Here is a 16,599-nt window from a genome sequence, read left to right on the forward strand (position 1 = left end):
TGCTTGTTTCTTTGTCCAGAAAGTCACTATTTGCAAATTGGAAAAACTTTAAAACTTTAAGAATGAAAAAAGTACTCTTTATTAGTAGTCTTTTGCTACTATCTGTAACCACATTTGCCCAGAAAAAGAAAACTCCTAAAAAAGGTAATTCCAAAGCCACTGTTGCTGTTGACTCTACCAATTTGTTAAACTTAAATCCTCTGAAGCCTAACCAAACTCAAGCCGAGGATTATATAGTGGCAAGTTTATTACCTAAAGACTTATCCTCAAATAAAAATGGTCAAAAGCAGTATTACGACTCCTATAAAATCTCATTAAAAGCTGGCGAAGAAATGATTCTAGAACACCAGTCAAGTGATTTTAGAGTAATGCTAGGTTTAAAAAGCCCAAATAAAAGCGTAAATACTGAGTTTAGTTACGATGCTAACCCATTTGGAGGCAATAGCTTTAACAAATTTCACTTCACGGCTCCAAGTACCGGAGTCTATACACTCTTGGCAACCTCAATGGATGCTGGTCAGACAGGAAAATATTCTATTCGGAAGACGATTTACGCCCCAAATGCACTAGAATCGAAAGTAGATGCCTCCTTGTCTAAGAATTTTAAAGCCTTGCTAAATGCTAAGAAAAATAAGTTTAAAGATATTCTTGGAGAAAAAATTAAGGTAGCCCGTAAGGAGAAAGCAATGGACAAAGCGACTGGTCAAGATAAATATAACGCCAAAGCAGAGTTAATATCAGGAAAGGCTGGGATTATCGTATTAGAAAATGAAGGACAATCTGCAAGCTACAAATCGGTATTAATTGAGTCTGAAAGCGAGGAAGAAGTCAAAACTCAGTTTCAACAATTGGTCAAGCAATTTCAAATTTTAACAAGAAGTTGGCTTGAACAACCATCTACTGACCTTAGCTATAGCACCTCGACAGATCAAGATATGGTTTCTTTAAATATTAGCTCCACAGAGGATAAAAAGAAAAAGAAGAAACTGTACCAGCTAAATTTCAGCTTAAACTAGTCTGTTTCATACCCAAAATGAGATAAAACAAAAAAAAGGTAGATTTTCTACCTTTTTTTTGTTTATGCTAAATCCAAAATACATAAATAATCGTATATATTTTAAAACCGTTGCAAAACAACCTTTAAAGATGATAAATACCTTTTTATTTTGGATTTGGATGGCATGGAGTTTACCTATGGGGATTTACAGAAGTCAATTTAGAAAGATTGTTTATCAAGATAATCATTGGAGTATCAATATCAAGCCTTACTTTCTAAAAGAGCTAAAGGGTTTAGTTGGAAATATTTATCCTAATAATCCTGAGTACATCCAGAAAAGAAACTTTTATAGGTTCTACTTAATGATATATATCATCTTAGGAGCAAGCTATTTTTTGAGCAAAACCTAAAAAAACACAAACAAAAAAGCCCGACACTACGAGCATCGAGCTTTCTGAATTATAATCCTTACTTTGTTTATTTTTAGTATCTTATATAAAAAAAATTATATTCCTCGAAAAACTGTGATATAGCTCATAAAAATGCTTGCTGTATCACTAATTGCTATTATTTACGATGCAATATACTAAATAACTATGAAATAAAAATAATTCCCTATAAAATTTCTGGATACACTCCTATTTATGATTTTTTGAATTACCATAGAAAAATCATGCTACATGCGGAATTATTAGTAGATTTTGATAGATTGGTATAACTTATACTTCTACACATTCACATCCTTACTCCATATCCTAAAGTTAGAATCAAAAAAGCATACTTATTTTTAGTAATTATTTAATAGATTTTACCAAGAAGCCTTTTTGATGAGTATAGTTATCCGTCTTCTATGAAGATCGATGGCAGTATTACTACTGAGTAGTAATCTCTATCATCTATATAGCAATAGTCGTGCTAAACTTTTTCAGCTAATTAAAAAACCGAATCATCCAATAAATCAGGTCGACGCTGCTTAGTTCGCTCGAGAGCTTGTTCAAAGCGCCATTCGATAATTTTCGCCTCGTGACCAGACAATAATATCTCAGGAATCTGGTGTCCTTCAAATTCTGCTGGGCGAGTATAAACTGGAGGAGCCAATAAATTATCTTGAAATGAGTCGGTAAGCGCAGAAGTTTCATCATTTAATACTCCCGGAATCAAACGAATAATAGCATCTGCACAAACAGCAGCAGCCAATTCTCCTCCAGAAAGTACAAAATCTCCAATCGAAATTTCCTTTGTAATAAACAAATCTCTTACACGCTGATCAACACCTTTATAGTGCCCACAAAGGAAGATCAAATTACCTTTCAATGAAAGAGTATTTGCAATACGCTGATTAAAAGGCTCACCATCAGGCGTCATATAAATCACCTCATCGTAAGTTCTTTGGCTTTGTAAATGACGAATACATCTTGCAATTGGTTCGATACTTAATACCATACCTGCACCACCTCCAAAAGCATAATCATCTACTTGACGATGCTTACTCAATGAATAATCACGAAGGTCATGTAATACCACTTCTACGTGACCAGCCTCTGCACCTCTTTTGATAATAGAATGAGCAAAAAAGCTCTCCATTAGCTTGGGTACAACCGAAATAATATCAATACGCATGATTAGTAAGGGTTTGATTTAGTCATTCAAATACACATCCAGCAAGCCTTCTGGAAGATTTACTTGTAGCGTTTGCGCTTCTTTATCCGCACCTAAAACGATTTCTGGATCTACAGGAATTAATACCTCCTTGTTTTGATATGACATTACTAATAAGTCTTGTGCTTGCATCGCATAAACTGTTTGCACAAGACCAAGTGCCCCTAGTTTTTCATCAATCACCTGAAAACCTATTACTTCATGGTAATAAAATTGCTCTCCATCTAGTTCGGGCAATACTTCCAAAGGTAAAAATGCTTGAAGATTCAATAGTTCTTCTGCTTTTTCAAAAGTATCACAATCCTCAAACTTTACGATAGCACGGTTTCCTCTCAGTTGATAAGAATCCATAAAGAAAGGTACTAATTCACCTCTTACTTCAAGAAATACGCTGTCCATTTCCTCATAATCTTCAGGAAAGTCAACATCTAGCCACAGAATAACTTCTCCTTTTACCCCGTGAGTTTTGGTAATTTTACCTAATTCAAAACAATCTTCTTTAGTCATTGTAGTATTTTATGGTAGGGACAACTTTGTTTAAAAGTGGCCTTAGTATCAGTATAAACAAAAAAATGATACAAATCTAGAATAATAATAGATTTGTATCATTTAATATAGGTAATGTCTTTTTGAGAATTACTCTGCAGACTCTTCAGCAGCTTCTTGAGATGCTTCTTCAGCAGCAGGAGCTTCTTCAACTACAGCGTTTTTCTTTGCAATAGCTTCAGCACGAGCAGCATTTACTTTAGTTTCTTCAGCTAAACGAGCAGCTTTCTCAGCTTCTTTCTTAGAAAGTAATGAATCAGCTTTTCCAGAGATTTTAGAATCTTTAACATTCTTCCACTCACTGAATTTAGCGTCAGCAGTTTCTTGAGAAATAGCGCCTTTGTTAACACCTACTTGCAAATGTTTTTTCAACAATACGCCTTTGTATGACAAAATCGCACGAGCAGTATCAGTCGGCTGAGCACCATTCAATACCCATTGTAAAGCTTTATCATCATTAAGATTGATGCTTGCAGGGTTTGTGTTTGGGTTGTATGTACCGATTTTTTCGATGAAACGACCATCACGAGGAGCTCTAGCATCTGCTACTACGATATCGAAAATCGCTAATTTTTTACGTCCACGACGTGCTAATCTAATTTTAACAGCCATTTTTTATTTACTTTTTAGTGAAGGAACCCGTCCCTCGGTTATGGTATTTGTAAATTGGAGTGCAAAGATAATCAAAATTACGCAGTTAGCAAGGTTCTTTGGGAAAAATCTCAAAAAAGTATTCAAAATTATATAAGATAATTATGTTGATACAAAATTACCTCACACAAAGACCTTTTTTGCCAAAACGTAGTAAAAAACTACTCGAAGCAAGCTCCGAGTAGTCATAAGACCTAAAGCAAATCTATAAGCCGGATTCTGTCAGTCACAAAATGTCCAGTTTTGCGCTGTCTTACCATTTATCTCGACGAATCGTCACCGATACGCTCTATCAACCTACCCACTGACATCGGGCGAGCAGCCCTTTTTCCAAACCCGAAAGTTCTTCTCGCCAGCCTATTTGGTCTTTCAACTCATGAGGTTTACCTCTGCCCCGCTTGTCACCAAACGGGCGGTAGGCTCTTACTCTACCTTTTCACCCTTACCCTTACAGGCGGTAATTTTCTGTGGCACTAGCTGTCACGTTTTCGTCACCAAAACCGTGCCTTCCCGTTAGGAAGCATGATGCTCTGTGTTGTCCAGACTTTCCTCCCCTACATAAAGCAGAGGCGATAAGACGACTTACTTCGCCACAAAGGTAACTAAATTTATGGATTGTTTGCAATATGCTCGAATTACGAGCCTATCTAGCTACGAAATACTACAATCCATCGACTTTAAGATTTAACTTGCCTTTGGCGAAAATTACAGCGACAATTGAGTTTGGTGTTAAATAAACTTTGTCGGGATTTAGGTCTGTAATATTTCCATTCAGGCTAATTCCTTTACTAACTTGTTTGTTCAAATTAGCTTGAATCTGTTTCTTCATATCATCCACTTGACCTCCAATTTGAAATGTCATGGCATTTTTCATTACAGAGGTAAACTTTCCTTGAAAAATCCAACTTGCCGTACGATGTAATAGATTTTTTGTTTCTAAATCGTAGTCAAAATGGTCGAGATAAACAGACTTTGTTTCGGGATTATATGTTGGAATACCTTTGTAATAAATATTGCCATTGACACTGCCCTTCAATCCTGCTTTAATCACTACTTTTTCGTTGCTACCATAAATATCCAAGGCAGTTACACCGACATTATATTTACCCTCTTTGAATGAAAAGTTTTGTCCCACAAGCGTATCAGCTGTAAGTCTAGCAGCTTCACTAAATGGAATTTCGGCAATAATTCCTACTTGGAAATCTTCAGGAATTTGCTGTACAACCTTCAAGTCTGGAACAGAGGTTACTGGCTGAACTGTAGGTTTTGCCCCAGTAACTGTCTCGGTATATGCTTTAATGGCAATGGTTGATTTAATGCTATTTCCTGTAGTAACCAATGGCGTCATTTGTAGCTCTACAGGATTGACTTTCAACCACGTACGATATTTGTCTGAGAGTAAATAAGGTTGCATAGAAGTATTCCAAGCTTGGACAACATACTTCTTTATATCCACATTTTTGCGCACGGCATCATCCAAGGCCTTCAGGATTGTTCCTTGTTTGGAGGTCAATGCTTTTTCGACCAAAGAAGTAACATTGATATCGTATCCAGCTATGCGAATGGTTGGCTTTTTGACCCAATCATAACCCATCGGGAAACTTTGTACATTGGCCTCCCAATTGGGGTTGATAGAGAATTTTGAACCAAATTTTACATTAAAGTCAAACTGTAACTCTTGTGCTGGCAGTTGCATACCCATCACCTTATAGCCCACTTTTACCCAAACTTTGAGTGGTACAGTTAAGTTAAAAGTCTCATTTTGGGCAGTTACCGTAATATCTTCTCGCTTCCAGACTTTACACATGAAATTATCATAATTGTTGTCGTCCATGCTATTGTCCTCAAATACCAAATCCTTGACGTTGGTATTTATCTGACGAGATACGTCTGCCATTGTAATCTCGAAAGGTATTCCTAAGGTAGATAAATAGCGTTCCACTTGTTTCCCTTTAACATTATAAGATTCAGTCGGTGCAGTTGGGTTTGCGGTACTGGCACCTGTGTTATTTGAACTTGCGCAACCTTGCAAAATGAGGGCTCCTAGAGCAAAGGCAGCAATCAATTTTTTCATTGTGAAATTAGGGTTAAATGAAAAATGTCTTTAATTCTTACTTGATTTTCACTTTGGTTGCACCGTAACCAAACTTTTCTTTTTGTGAATCTTCGAAATATTTGACGTTTTTATGTCCAGAAAGTTTTTTGTGTAATTCATTTCTCAATACACCATTTCCTACGCCATGAATAAAAATAATTTCATCCATACCGTTAGCAATCGCAGCCTCAAATTGCTTCTCAAAAGTACTTAACTGTAATTCTAACATCTGTCTGTTTGACATGAACAAATAGTCATCTGACAATTCTTCGATGTGCAAATCTACCACTTTGGCTGGCTTGGGTGGAATAACCAGCGTGGGCATAGATGATGATTTCTGAAACATTTTCTCTACAATCTTTTCTGGTTCAATCTTAACTGGATTTATAGAATCCTCAATATCTAATTGAAACAAATGGGCATCTTGATTAAGAATTGGTGCCTTTTGTTTGTTCTTAAAAAATGTATTAATTCTGAACTTAATCGACTTAATCAAGGGTTGCTTCAACTGCATAAATGCAGGGCGATAGTAGAACGCTTGAAAAGTAAAGGTTCCCCAATTTTCGAACTCTGGCACTAAAACATGTTGTACTTTTTGCTGCGTTTTGGGTTTCAATATCCCTGAAGCCAAGCCTTTATGATGAGGATCAGTACCTACCGATAGCATAAACGGCAAATCCCAGTCAGTATTGTTGATGATGTACTGAGAAAGTTCACGGTCGTTGACAGGCACAAAAGCCATATAGATGCCTTTGTTCGATAAAACATCGGAAGTTGTTGGACCAACACGGTCATAAATAGAACGCTGAGGCTCGAAAGTCGGCGAGGATGCAACTGGTGCTTTAAAAACCTTTTGTTCCAATTCCGAAATTACTACAGCTTCATTCCTTTTTACTGGAATACGAAAACCGTCTTCAATTTCTACTTCTACGATATTATTTGGTAAGACTTTAGTTATTATTCCTTCTTCACGCCCGTGCACAAGACGAACTCTATCTCCTATATTCATTTTAAAATTGTTTTCGTTGGTTGAATGATAGCTCAGCTACCTATTTTTATACAATATTACAGACAATTTGGGTAACGAAATGTTATTTTCTCTTAAATCCTATTTCTAAAATATTGGTTCATGCTAAAAATAGATAGGATGAAAAATCATCCCTTTTTTAGCACTAAACTCAAGCGTTGGAGCAGGAATTTTGATTTGGTCTACAAGAAATAAAAGACCTTTTAAGAATTTAGATTTTGTTTTTATATGACTCAAATCAAAATCTACTGCGAGATAATATTGTCGGTATGGAAAAAACCCATTTTGCTGACTCTTAGCGACTTCTGCATTGACCATATCTTGAATACCATACCCTACAGCCAAGTTAAGCCATTTTGGAAATTTATTTTGTTTTGGTAAAAAACTACTGATATTTCCAGAAAACCAGTAGGTTTGTCCGTTGTAATCTTTGAGCCATTGTTCATTTGCGGATTTTCCCAAAAGTTTAGGATTTTGACTAGCAAGACTGGTATTATGAAATGACCACTTGGGCTGTATTCGGGTTTCGCCCCACAAATATTGCTGCCCGACATAAAGACTTGGTCCAAGGATATTTGCTGCCATATCGCCCCAAGAAAAGCCATAATCTGGCTGAGTACCATCCAATATTTCGATGGTTGTCATAAAAGTTAAACTAGAAATCCCAGCCCATAACGCGGCTTTTTGCTGAGATAAGCCCGCCCATCTGAAGGCTTGAGAGTTCACTCTGGTCAAATGATAATTGGTATAAAAATGCCCTAATTTATCAATTTGAAGCCATTCTGAATTATCGTCAAAAAAGCGAAAGCCTTGTGCTTTTTCACCATACCAAGCCGAACTTAGTCCTGCAATTGCTCCTGTGTAAGCAACTGATTCAGCCAAAATTAAATTCCGTAATCTTTGATGATGAAGCGTATCCGACTGTGCAAAAAGTGGATAATATCCTAGGAAGAAGGTAATGAACAAATATTTGAGAGAGCGAAAAACCATGGTTTCAACATTAATAATGCACAAAGCTACAGGGATTTTTAGTTTTCTCCCAAATCAGTAAACTTTTATAAAAAGAAAAGGGACTGATTACTCAGCCCCTTTTTTAGAAAGATTATGTTTGATTAGAATTAGATTCTATTCAAAATTTCTTCTCCAATTGCATCTGTTCCCAAAATCATATCTTTAGGAGTATCTTTTGTAGCAATGTCACCCGTACGGAAACCAGCTTTTAGAACTTGGTCTACTGCGTTGATCACTACGTTTGCTTCTTCTTTCAAGCCGAAAGAGATATCCAACAACAATGCTGCTGACAATACAGAAGCCATTGGGTTAGCTAAGCCTTTTCCAGCAATATCGTGTGCAGATCCGTGAATTGGCTCATATACACCTGTACTGTCACCTACTGAAGCAGATGCCAACATACCCATTGAACCAGCAATTTGAGAAGCTTCATCCGTCAAGATGTCACCAAACAAGTTACCTGTTACGACTACGTCAAATTGCTTTGGATCTTTGATTAACATCATCGCAGCAGAGTCAACAAATTGATGTGTTACTTCTACTTCTGGATACTCTGGAGCAATTGCTTGTACAGTTTCTCTCCACAAACGGCTAGATTCTAACACGTTTGCTTTATCAACTGACATTAATTTTTTACCACGAGTCATAGCTGCTTCGAATGCTTTGCGAGCAATACGTTCTACTTCGTATTTGCTATAAATCATCGTATCATACGCTGTATTTCCGTCTTCGATACGTTCTCTTTTACCGAAATATACGTCACCTGTTAACTCACGGAAGAACAAGATATCTGCGCCTTTCAAGATTTCAGGCTTGATGCTTGATGCTTCTAATAACTCATCAAACAATTTGATAGGACGTAAGTTAGCATACAATCCTAACTCTTTACGCATTTTCAACAATCCTTGTTCAGGACGAACTTTTGCATGTGGATCGTTATCATATTTGATGTGACCAACAGCACCAAAAAGGATTGCATCAGAAGCACGCATTTTCTCCAAAGTCTCAGCAGGAAGTGGCTCTCCTGTAGCTTCGATAGCAACGTGACCGATAAGCGCTTCGTCATAAGTAAATTCATGACCGAATTTCTCAGCGATTTTCTCTAATACTTTTTTACCTACAGCGGTAACTTCTTGTCCGATGCCATCACCGGGAACGACTAAGATATGCTTTTTCATTTTATAATTATAGGGAAAAGTCGCAAAGGCACATAGGCACAAAGTGGATAATCCCTTTATTTAGTTTTAATTTTAATTTATATATCAAGCTATTTTAGCTTTTATTTTTGCGATTAAGCTCGTTAACATTCTTTCTATTTCTAAGCACAAACTTATCATCTTATTAAAATCAAAAATCTCGAGAAAATGCAGGTTACTGGCTATCTCAAGTTGAGTTTGCATTTCGTATAAAGACCCAAGTGCAATTTGCAAATATCGAAGATAATCCTTAGAAGTATTTCGTCCATAACCTTCAGCTATATTACTTGGAATAGAAATGCTAGCTCTACGTAATTGAGAAGTCAGTCCAAACATTTCTGCCTGAGGAAAATTTCTCGTAACTAGGTAAATGTCAGTTACAAGATTCATAGATTTTTGCCAAATCAATAAATCCCTAAAACTTTTTATTTGTGTCATAGTGTAGAATAAATGCTAACTTAAGAATATTATTGATAGTACTCCACGCACTCAACACACTTTGTGCCTTTGTACCTCAATCACTTTGAACCTTACTAAATTATATTCAACATCTTCTGTGTCGCTTTGATTGCGGATACAGTTTGGTCTGAATCTAGACCTCTGGTTTTAAACTCTTTGCCATTGTAATCCCATGTAATGATAGTTTCGCAAAGGGCGTCGGTTTTTCCACCTGGAGGAATACGAACGGCATAATCGGTAAGATTTGGCAATGAAACACCTTTGAGACAGTATATCTTTTTTAAGGCATTCATAAAAGCATCATATTGACCATCTCCTTGAGCACTTTCCTCATAAATTCTCTCACGAACTTGTACTTGAACTGTCGCAGAAGGTTTAAGGTTTTTAGAATGTGTCAATACATAATTCAAGACAATTACTTTTTCTTCAATAGTATTACTATCAAGAACGTCGGAAATAATGTATGGTAAATCTTCACGCGTTACCACCTCTTTTCTATCGCCTAGTTCAATAATACGTTGAGTGATTTTCTTGAGATCGGCATCATCTAATTTAATACCTAGCTCCTGAAGATTTTTCTCAATATTAGCTTTGCCTGAGGTTTTACCCAATGCATATTTACGTTGACGACCAAAACGTTCCGGCATCAAGTCATTGAAGTAAAGATTCTTTTTGTTGTCGCCATCTGCATGAATACCCGCAGTTTGCGTAAATACATTCTCTCCAGTAATTGGCTTGTTCACAGGAATACGGAAACCAGAGAATGTTTCAACCAATTTACTAATGGTATACAATGAACTTTCATTAACAGAAGTTGTAGCCTCCTCCTTCATAAAGTCATTGATAATAGCAATAGCACTCGAGAGAGGGGCGTTGCCAGCTCGCTCGCCCATACCATTCACTGTCAAATGCAAGCCATGAGCTCCCGCTTTGATGGCTTCCATCACATTGGCGATACTCAAATCGTAATCGTTGTGTGCATGAAAGTCAAAATGCGTATTTGGATAGCGCTTCACCAACAAATCGATATACTCGAAGGTTTCTCTTGGTGTCAAAACCCCAAGGGTATCAGGCAAAAGGACTCTTTTGATAGGTTGTTTCGTCAAAAAATCTAAATATTGTAATACGTATTCCTGAGAATTACGCATTCCGTTACTCCAGTCTTCGAGATAAACATTACAATCAATACCTTTTGAACCAGCGAGTTCGATAACCTTAGCAATATCTGAAAAATGTTGCTCAGGTGTTTTTTTGAGTTGGTGGGTTAGGTGATTGAGGGAACCTTTGGTAAGCAAATTCATTACCTTAGCCCCTGCCTCCAGCATCCAATTTACTGATGTTTCGCCATCGACAAATGTCAATACTTCTACTTTATCGATAAATCCATTTTCGGAAGCCCATTCTGTAACTTTTTTTACAGCTTGGAATTCGCCTTCGGATACTCTAGCAGAAGCAATCTCAATTCTGTCGACTTTAACTTCCTGTAACAGAAGTTGTGCAATTGTCAGTTTTTCGGGAGCGGAAAAAGATACACCACTGGTTTGTTCTCCATCGCGGAGAGTGGTGTCCATAATTTCGATATGTCTCATTAGCTGATGGCTAACAGCTTTCGGCCATCAGCTATAGGCTTTCAGCAAAAAAATTTAATGCTGATGCCGATAGCTGATGGCCGAAAGCCATGTGCTATATTAGTACAAACTCTTCTCTGCGAATGTTTTGATTTCTTCTTTCATTGATTGTAAATAATCGATGTCATCAAAACCGTTCAGCATATTGTGTTTTTTGTAACCGTTGATAGCAAAACTTTCGCTTTCTCCAGTGGCAGCAATCGAGATAGTCTGAGCTGGAAGGTCAACAACTAATTCTGCTTTAGGGTCTGCTTCGATAGCTTGGAAGATTTTGTCCAAAAACTCTGGGCTAACTTGTACTGGAAGGATACCGATATTCAAGGCATTACCTTTGAAGATATCTGCAAAAAAACTAGAAACTACACAACGAAAACCGTAGTCATAGATAGCCCAAGCAGCGTGTTCACGGCTAGAACCTGAACCGAAGTTACGACCACCAACTAAGATTTTACCTGAGTAAGTTGGGTTGTTTAGAACGAAATCTTGCTTAAGAGAGTCGTCACCATTATAACGCCAGTCGCGGAAAAGGTTATCTCCGAATCCTTCACGTTTAGTCGCTTTCAAGAAGCGAGCAGGGATAATTTGATCCGTATCCACATTTTCCAATGGCAACGGAACTGCTGTTGAAGTTAATATTTGAAATTTATCGTAGGCCATTTTTTGAGGGCTGTCGGGTATGGGCTGTCGGCTTTCGGTAGAAGGCCAACATCTAAATCCTTTCAGCATTTAATTTTGTAATAAAACTAAAAATCTGTTTTTTCAGCGATGTGAGATTTGAAAATAATAGTTCATGCTTTTCTTTAGGCAAAAAACCTAAATCGGAACATAATAACAATAAATAATCAACCTCCGAAGCTGAACTATAGGCTATTTTCAGGTATCTAGCAAATTCTTTTTCTCCGATTGTACCACAACCTTCAGCAATATTGTTAGGAACAGAAACCGCGGCTCTTCTTAATTGTGAAGTTATTCCGTATTTCTCTTCAATTGGAAACAATTGAGTTTCTTTGTAAATCAATAAACAAATCTCATGTGCTTGTCGCCAAATATGAAGTTTTCTAAAGTCCCTCATATGGTTATGATGTTTTAAAGAGTGTAGAAAATTTGCCGATTGCTGAAAGCCTACAGCCGAAAGCTATAATTACAATAGCTCTCTAGGGTCAGTAACAACACCTGTAACTGCTGCGGCAGCGGCTACTAATGGCGATGCCAATAGTGTGCGTGAGCCTGGGCCTTGACGTCCTTCGAAGTTACGGTTTGAAGTACTTACTGCATATTTGCCAGCTGGGATTTTGTCGTCGTTCATAGCCAAACATGCTGAACATCCTGGTTGACGCAACAAGAAACCTGCTTCTGTCAAGATATCTAAGATACCTTCTTCTTTAATTTGTGCTTCTACAATATGAGAGCCTGGCACCAACCATGCCGTGATATTATCAGCTTTCTTACGTCCTTTTACGATAGAAGCAAATGCACGGAAGTCTTCGATACGACCATTTGTACAGCTTCCTAAGAATACGTAATCAACTTGTTTGCCGATAATTTCCTCATTTTCAGCAAATCCCATATAATTCAAAGACTTCTTATAAGAAGCTTCGCCGTCTTTTACTGCTGATGCAGTAGGGATTTTTTGTGTGATACCTGTACCCAAGCCTGGGTTTGTACCGTAAGTAATTTGAGGCTCAATTTGTGAAGCTTCGTAAGTCAATTCATGATCGAATGTAGCACCTTGGTCAGTCTTCAAAGTTTTCCAGTAAGCCAAAGCTTTTTCCCAAGCTTCGCCTTTTGGCGCTAACTCACGACCTTCCAAATAATCGAAGGTTGTTTGGTCTGGAGCAATCATACCACCACGAGCACCCATTTCGATAGAAAGGTTACACACAGTCATACGACCTTCCATTGACATATTTTCGAATACCTCACCAGCATATTCTACAAAGTATCCTGTAGCACCTGAAGCTGTAATTTGCGAAATAATGAATAAAGCAACGTCTTTCGGTGTAACACCTTTACCCAATGTACCATTGATAGTGATACGCATTTTCTTAGGCTTAGGCTGCATGATACATTGTGAAGAAAGTACCATCTCAACTTCAGAAGTACCAATACCAAATGCAATAGCACCAAATGCACCGTGAGTAGACGTATGAGAGTCACCACAAACGATAGTCATACCCGGAAGAGTAATACCATTTTCTGGTCCTACTACGTGTACAATACCATTTTTAGGGTTACCTAATCCCCAGTGAGAGATACCATACTTTGCTGTGTTTGTCTCCAAAGCTTTCAACTGATTAGCAGAAAGTGGATCCTCTACAGGCAAGTGTTGATTGATTGTTGGCGTGTTATGGTCAGCAGTAGCGAAAGTTCTTTCTGGATATAGCACACTAATGCCTCTCGTTTCAAGACCCAAAAATGCCACTGGGCTAGTTACTTCGTGAATGAAGTGGCGGTCAATCAAAAATACGTCTGGACCATCTTCAATTTTGCGAACAACGTGTGCATCCCACACTTTGTCGAACAAGGTACTTGCTGAATTACTCATAAACTTTATTGTAAAAAAATAATATGTAACAAATAGAGAATAATCGGTAGGTCTTAGGTAGAAAAACGCATGATTTAGTCTATTTTCAAAATATAAATCAGGATAATTTTCTTCAAAAACTAAGAACCAATGGCAATTTAAAGAAAAAACCAAATAAGATTTGGGTATTTCTCTGAATCACACAACAAATTACCACAAAATAATCCAATAACTCATAACGCCATGAGTTCAAACTATAGCGATTTTAGGCCAAATGTATCTATTTGACTAAAATTATTTATTTTAAGTGAAAATACTTATAACTGATAATTACTTAAATCCCTGAATATCGCCAAAGGTAAAACTCTATCTTTCAAAATCTTAAACAAAAAAAGAAGCTCTTTACTAAGAGCTTCTTTTTCAAGAATTTGTAAACAAACCCATCATTCAAAAATTAATTTATTCGAAAATATTTCTTAATGAATTAATCATATCGCAGAAGATATTTTCCACTCAAATAAACATACAAGATAGTATTAAGTAAAATTTAAAATTCACAACTCACAATTCTACATTAATAACTAATACCCGCCCATATACTTCCTAACAACCCATTCGGTAGTGAGCAATGCAATAATTAAGAAGAATACCCATTTGAGATTAATAAACTCTTTAAGGTCTTCGTTGGCCTCAATTTTTTCTGGAGCTTTGTGCGCTAAAATTTGCTTTTCAAGCTGTGAAAGCTGACTTGCTGATAAAAACTTCCCTCCTGTTTGTGCTGATAATTGTCTTAGCAAATCAAAATCTGCAGTAGTATTGCTTAATTCTACCTGTAAATCTTTTACAATAAATTCACCTGTGCTTTGTTCGTTTTTACCCAACACACTCGCATTGGCTTTGTACTGATACACGCCCGCAGGCAAGGCACTAATTTCAAACTTAGAGTTATCAGCAGATGGTGTATAGTTATATTTTCTAACACGCCCCTTTTCATCTTTTAATTCGAGTGCCACAGGGATATTATACATTTTTTCATAAATGCCATTGTATATCTCTGTTTCAAAAACAACTTTATCGCTTAACAAAAACTCATTTGAAATCGGATATACTCTCAATTTTCGTTTATCATCTTTGGCCGAAAGGAACTGTACTACTTTCAAGAATATATCATCTATTAATTCTTGCTTTTCGGTCAAATCAAATTCTTCCAAACGCCAAGTCCAGAGACCTTCTCCAGCAAAAATAGCAGATTTTTTAGGCCCAGAGTTTATTGCAAATAAAGGCTTCTGTGTTTGCAATGAACCTATTTTCTGATAAAGAATTACTTCCGAATTTGGCAAAAGTGTAATATCACCAAAAGGCACCGAAACCTGTGGGAATTGTTTGATTAAGTCCAAAGACTCAGCTTCAAAATTGAGCGATTTAAAATTGCCGTTATAATATCCAGTTACTTTGTCGGTTTGACCTGCTTGAGAATTGATACGCATTACTTGATTCAACTGATTGAGATACGTTGTTCCCGTTTGGTTTCCCAACACAAACAACGTTGGTATTCCTTTATCAAGTAATGGTTTATAGATATTTAAATAAGAATTGAAATAATCTGGCAACTGATGTAATATCAATACATCATAGTTTTTGTTTGATAAATCTGGGAATGGATTTTCGGTCAAAATTTTGACATCTATTTCAAAATTTTCATTCTTATCCAACATACTTTTGATGGCCTTGATATCTGGATGTGGAGAAAGTGCCATCAACAAAACTTTTTCTTTTCCATCAATCACCTCTACATAGACATCTTGTTGATTGTTTTTGCTACTAAACTCACCACCAAGCACATCTACCTGAACCACAAAATGCTGCACTCCTTTTTGAGATGCTAGCGCATTGAAAGTAACTGTTTTGAGATCATCTTTTTGTTGAAAATTAATGACTTGCTTTTCTAAAACTTTTCCACCTTGCTTTAGATAAACACTTACTGTTTTTCCTTGAAAACCATAAGCACTAATATCTGCCTGAACAGGGAATTTATTTCCTAAGTAAGCAATCTTATTGGCATAGACTGATTTTACTGCTATATCTTTTTTGGGAATAGTATCGCCAAGCCCAACCGTATGCACGGTGAAAGTAAACTTTTCGCTACTAGGATTGATACCTTCGTTAACAATACCATCAGATAATAGCACCACATCAGAAAGATTATTTCCCTCTTGTGCATTTTTGATTCCAGAAAGTAAACTTGAAAGGTTCGTACTTTTTTGATTAAACTGAATATCTGTTGCCTTTTCTGGATTTTGTCCATCCAACGTTGCCCAAGAAATCTCAAAATCCTCTTCCTGTAACTTCTCTTTCAATGATTCTAGTTGAGAAAGTACTCCATTCAAAGTTTGCTTGTTAGCAACTCCCATAGACTGAGAATTATCAATAGCCAGCACCAAAGTACGTTTTTGAACAGACTGGGTTACCTGACGAATCAAGAAATTAAGGAGTAGTAAACAAATTAAGCTTACACCAACGAAGCGACAAGCCGCTAGTAGGCGATTGGTAGATTTATTCCAAGGCGTTGGAGAAATTTGGTATAAAACAAATGCGTAAATCGCCCCTGCCAACAAGCAGAGCAAAATAAACCAAGGAGATGATTGAAATAAAAAGTCGAATTTCATAGAAACAAAGTACTAGGCAAAACTCACAATGTCCGTTAGCAAACAACGAGCCTCAGTCATTTGACCACATTTTTAAGAATAGGAAAAGTAACACGTCTATCAAGCAAACGACGTTCCACAATTGATATTTTACTCAAAAT

The 16,599-nt window shown here is 36.9% G+C and carries 15 protein-coding genes and 1 other RNA gene; 2 read left to right on the forward strand and 14 right to left on the reverse strand.

The annotated features are described in order from the left end of the window. Window positions 1-62 precede the first annotated feature (62 nt). Both QM524_RS11310 and QM524_RS11315 read left to right on the forward strand, forming a co-directional pair. On the forward strand, window positions 63-1,016 hold the full coding sequence (locus tag QM524_RS11310; protein WP_095162728.1) for a PPC domain-containing protein: 954 nt from the start codon (window positions 63-65) through the stop codon (window positions 1,014-1,016). Window positions 1,017-1,146: 130 nt separating this feature from the next. Then, on the forward strand, window positions 1,147-1,407 hold the full coding sequence (locus tag QM524_RS11315) for a hypothetical protein (RefSeq protein WP_283344670.1): 261 nt from the start codon (window positions 1,147-1,149) through the stop codon (window positions 1,405-1,407). A gap of 523 nt (window positions 1,408-1,930) precedes the next feature. Here QM524_RS11315 and trmD read toward each other — a convergent pair. The 14 genes from trmD to QM524_RS11385 form a co-directional block, all read right to left on the reverse strand. Next, on the reverse strand, window positions 1,931-2,617 hold the full coding sequence (gene trmD / locus QM524_RS11320) for a tRNA (guanosine(37)-N1)-methyltransferase TrmD (RefSeq protein ID WP_095162724.1): 687 nt from the start codon (window positions 2,615-2,617) through the stop codon (window positions 1,931-1,933). An 18-nt stretch (window positions 2,618-2,635) separates the two neighbouring features. Further along, window positions 2,636-3,163, reverse strand: coding sequence for a ribosome maturation factor RimM (gene rimM / locus QM524_RS11325; RefSeq protein ID WP_095162722.1), 528 nt, complete (start codon window positions 3,161-3,163; stop codon window positions 2,636-2,638). Window positions 3,164-3,292: 129 nt separating this feature from the next. Next, on the reverse strand, window positions 3,293-3,814 hold the full coding sequence (locus QM524_RS11330; RefSeq protein ID WP_283344671.1) for a 30S ribosomal protein S16: 522 nt from the start codon (window positions 3,812-3,814) through the stop codon (window positions 3,293-3,295). Between the two features lie 231 nt (window positions 3,815-4,045). Continuing rightward, window positions 4,046-4,442, reverse strand: an RNA gene (rnpB, locus tag QM524_RS11335) — RNase P RNA component class A. Window positions 4,443-4,514: 72 nt separating this feature from the next. Next, complete coding sequence (locus QM524_RS11340) at window positions 4,515-5,927, reverse strand: DUF4403 family protein (protein WP_283344672.1); 1,413 nt, start codon at window positions 5,925-5,927, stop codon at window positions 4,515-4,517. A 37-nt stretch (window positions 5,928-5,964) separates the two neighbouring features. Then, the gene (locus QM524_RS11345; RefSeq protein WP_283344673.1) at window positions 5,965-6,957 is read right to left on the reverse strand and encodes a Smr/MutS family protein; all 993 of its coding nucleotides are present in this window, start codon (window positions 6,955-6,957) and stop codon (window positions 5,965-5,967) included. A gap of 123 nt (window positions 6,958-7,080) precedes the next feature. Next, the gene (locus tag QM524_RS11350; RefSeq protein ID WP_283344674.1) at window positions 7,081-7,965 is read right to left on the reverse strand and encodes a DUF2279 domain-containing protein; all 885 of its coding nucleotides are present in this window, start codon (window positions 7,963-7,965) and stop codon (window positions 7,081-7,083) included. A 128-nt stretch (window positions 7,966-8,093) separates the two neighbouring features. Beyond that, entirely contained in the window at window positions 8,094-9,164 is a 1,071-nt protein-coding gene (gene leuB, locus QM524_RS11355; protein WP_095162714.1) for a 3-isopropylmalate dehydrogenase, read from the reverse strand. 84 nt (window positions 9,165-9,248) lie between these two features. Continuing rightward, window positions 9,249-9,620, reverse strand: a complete 372-nt coding sequence (locus QM524_RS11360) for a four helix bundle protein (RefSeq protein ID WP_283344675.1) — start codon at window positions 9,618-9,620, stop codon at window positions 9,249-9,251. Between the two features lie 95 nt (window positions 9,621-9,715). Continuing rightward, complete coding sequence (locus tag QM524_RS11365; RefSeq protein WP_283344676.1) at window positions 9,716-11,212, reverse strand: alpha-isopropylmalate synthase regulatory domain-containing protein; 1,497 nt, start codon at window positions 11,210-11,212, stop codon at window positions 9,716-9,718. A gap of 117 nt (window positions 11,213-11,329) precedes the next feature. Beyond that, window positions 11,330-11,926: a 3-isopropylmalate dehydratase small subunit gene (gene leuD, locus QM524_RS11370; protein ID WP_166577021.1), complete on the reverse strand. Its 597-nt coding sequence runs from the start codon at window positions 11,924-11,926 to the stop codon at window positions 11,330-11,332. 52 nt (window positions 11,927-11,978) lie between these two features. Then, a complete protein-coding gene (locus tag QM524_RS11375; RefSeq protein ID WP_283344677.1) occupies window positions 11,979-12,341 on the reverse strand; it encodes a four helix bundle protein in 363 nt (120 codons plus the stop codon). Window positions 12,342-12,410: 69 nt separating this feature from the next. After that, entirely contained in the window at window positions 12,411-13,814 is a 1,404-nt protein-coding gene (leuC, locus tag QM524_RS11380; protein ID WP_283344678.1) for a 3-isopropylmalate dehydratase large subunit, read from the reverse strand. A 560-nt stretch (window positions 13,815-14,374) separates the two neighbouring features. Beyond that, entirely contained in the window at window positions 14,375-16,459 is a 2,085-nt protein-coding gene (locus QM524_RS11385; protein WP_283344679.1) for a vWA domain-containing protein, read from the reverse strand. Window positions 16,460-16,599: the final 140 nt, after the last annotated feature.

Source organism: Flectobacillus roseus (assembly GCF_030056595.1).
GTDB classification, from domain to species: Bacteria; Bacteroidota; Bacteroidia; order Cytophagales; family Spirosomataceae; genus Flectobacillus; species Flectobacillus roseus.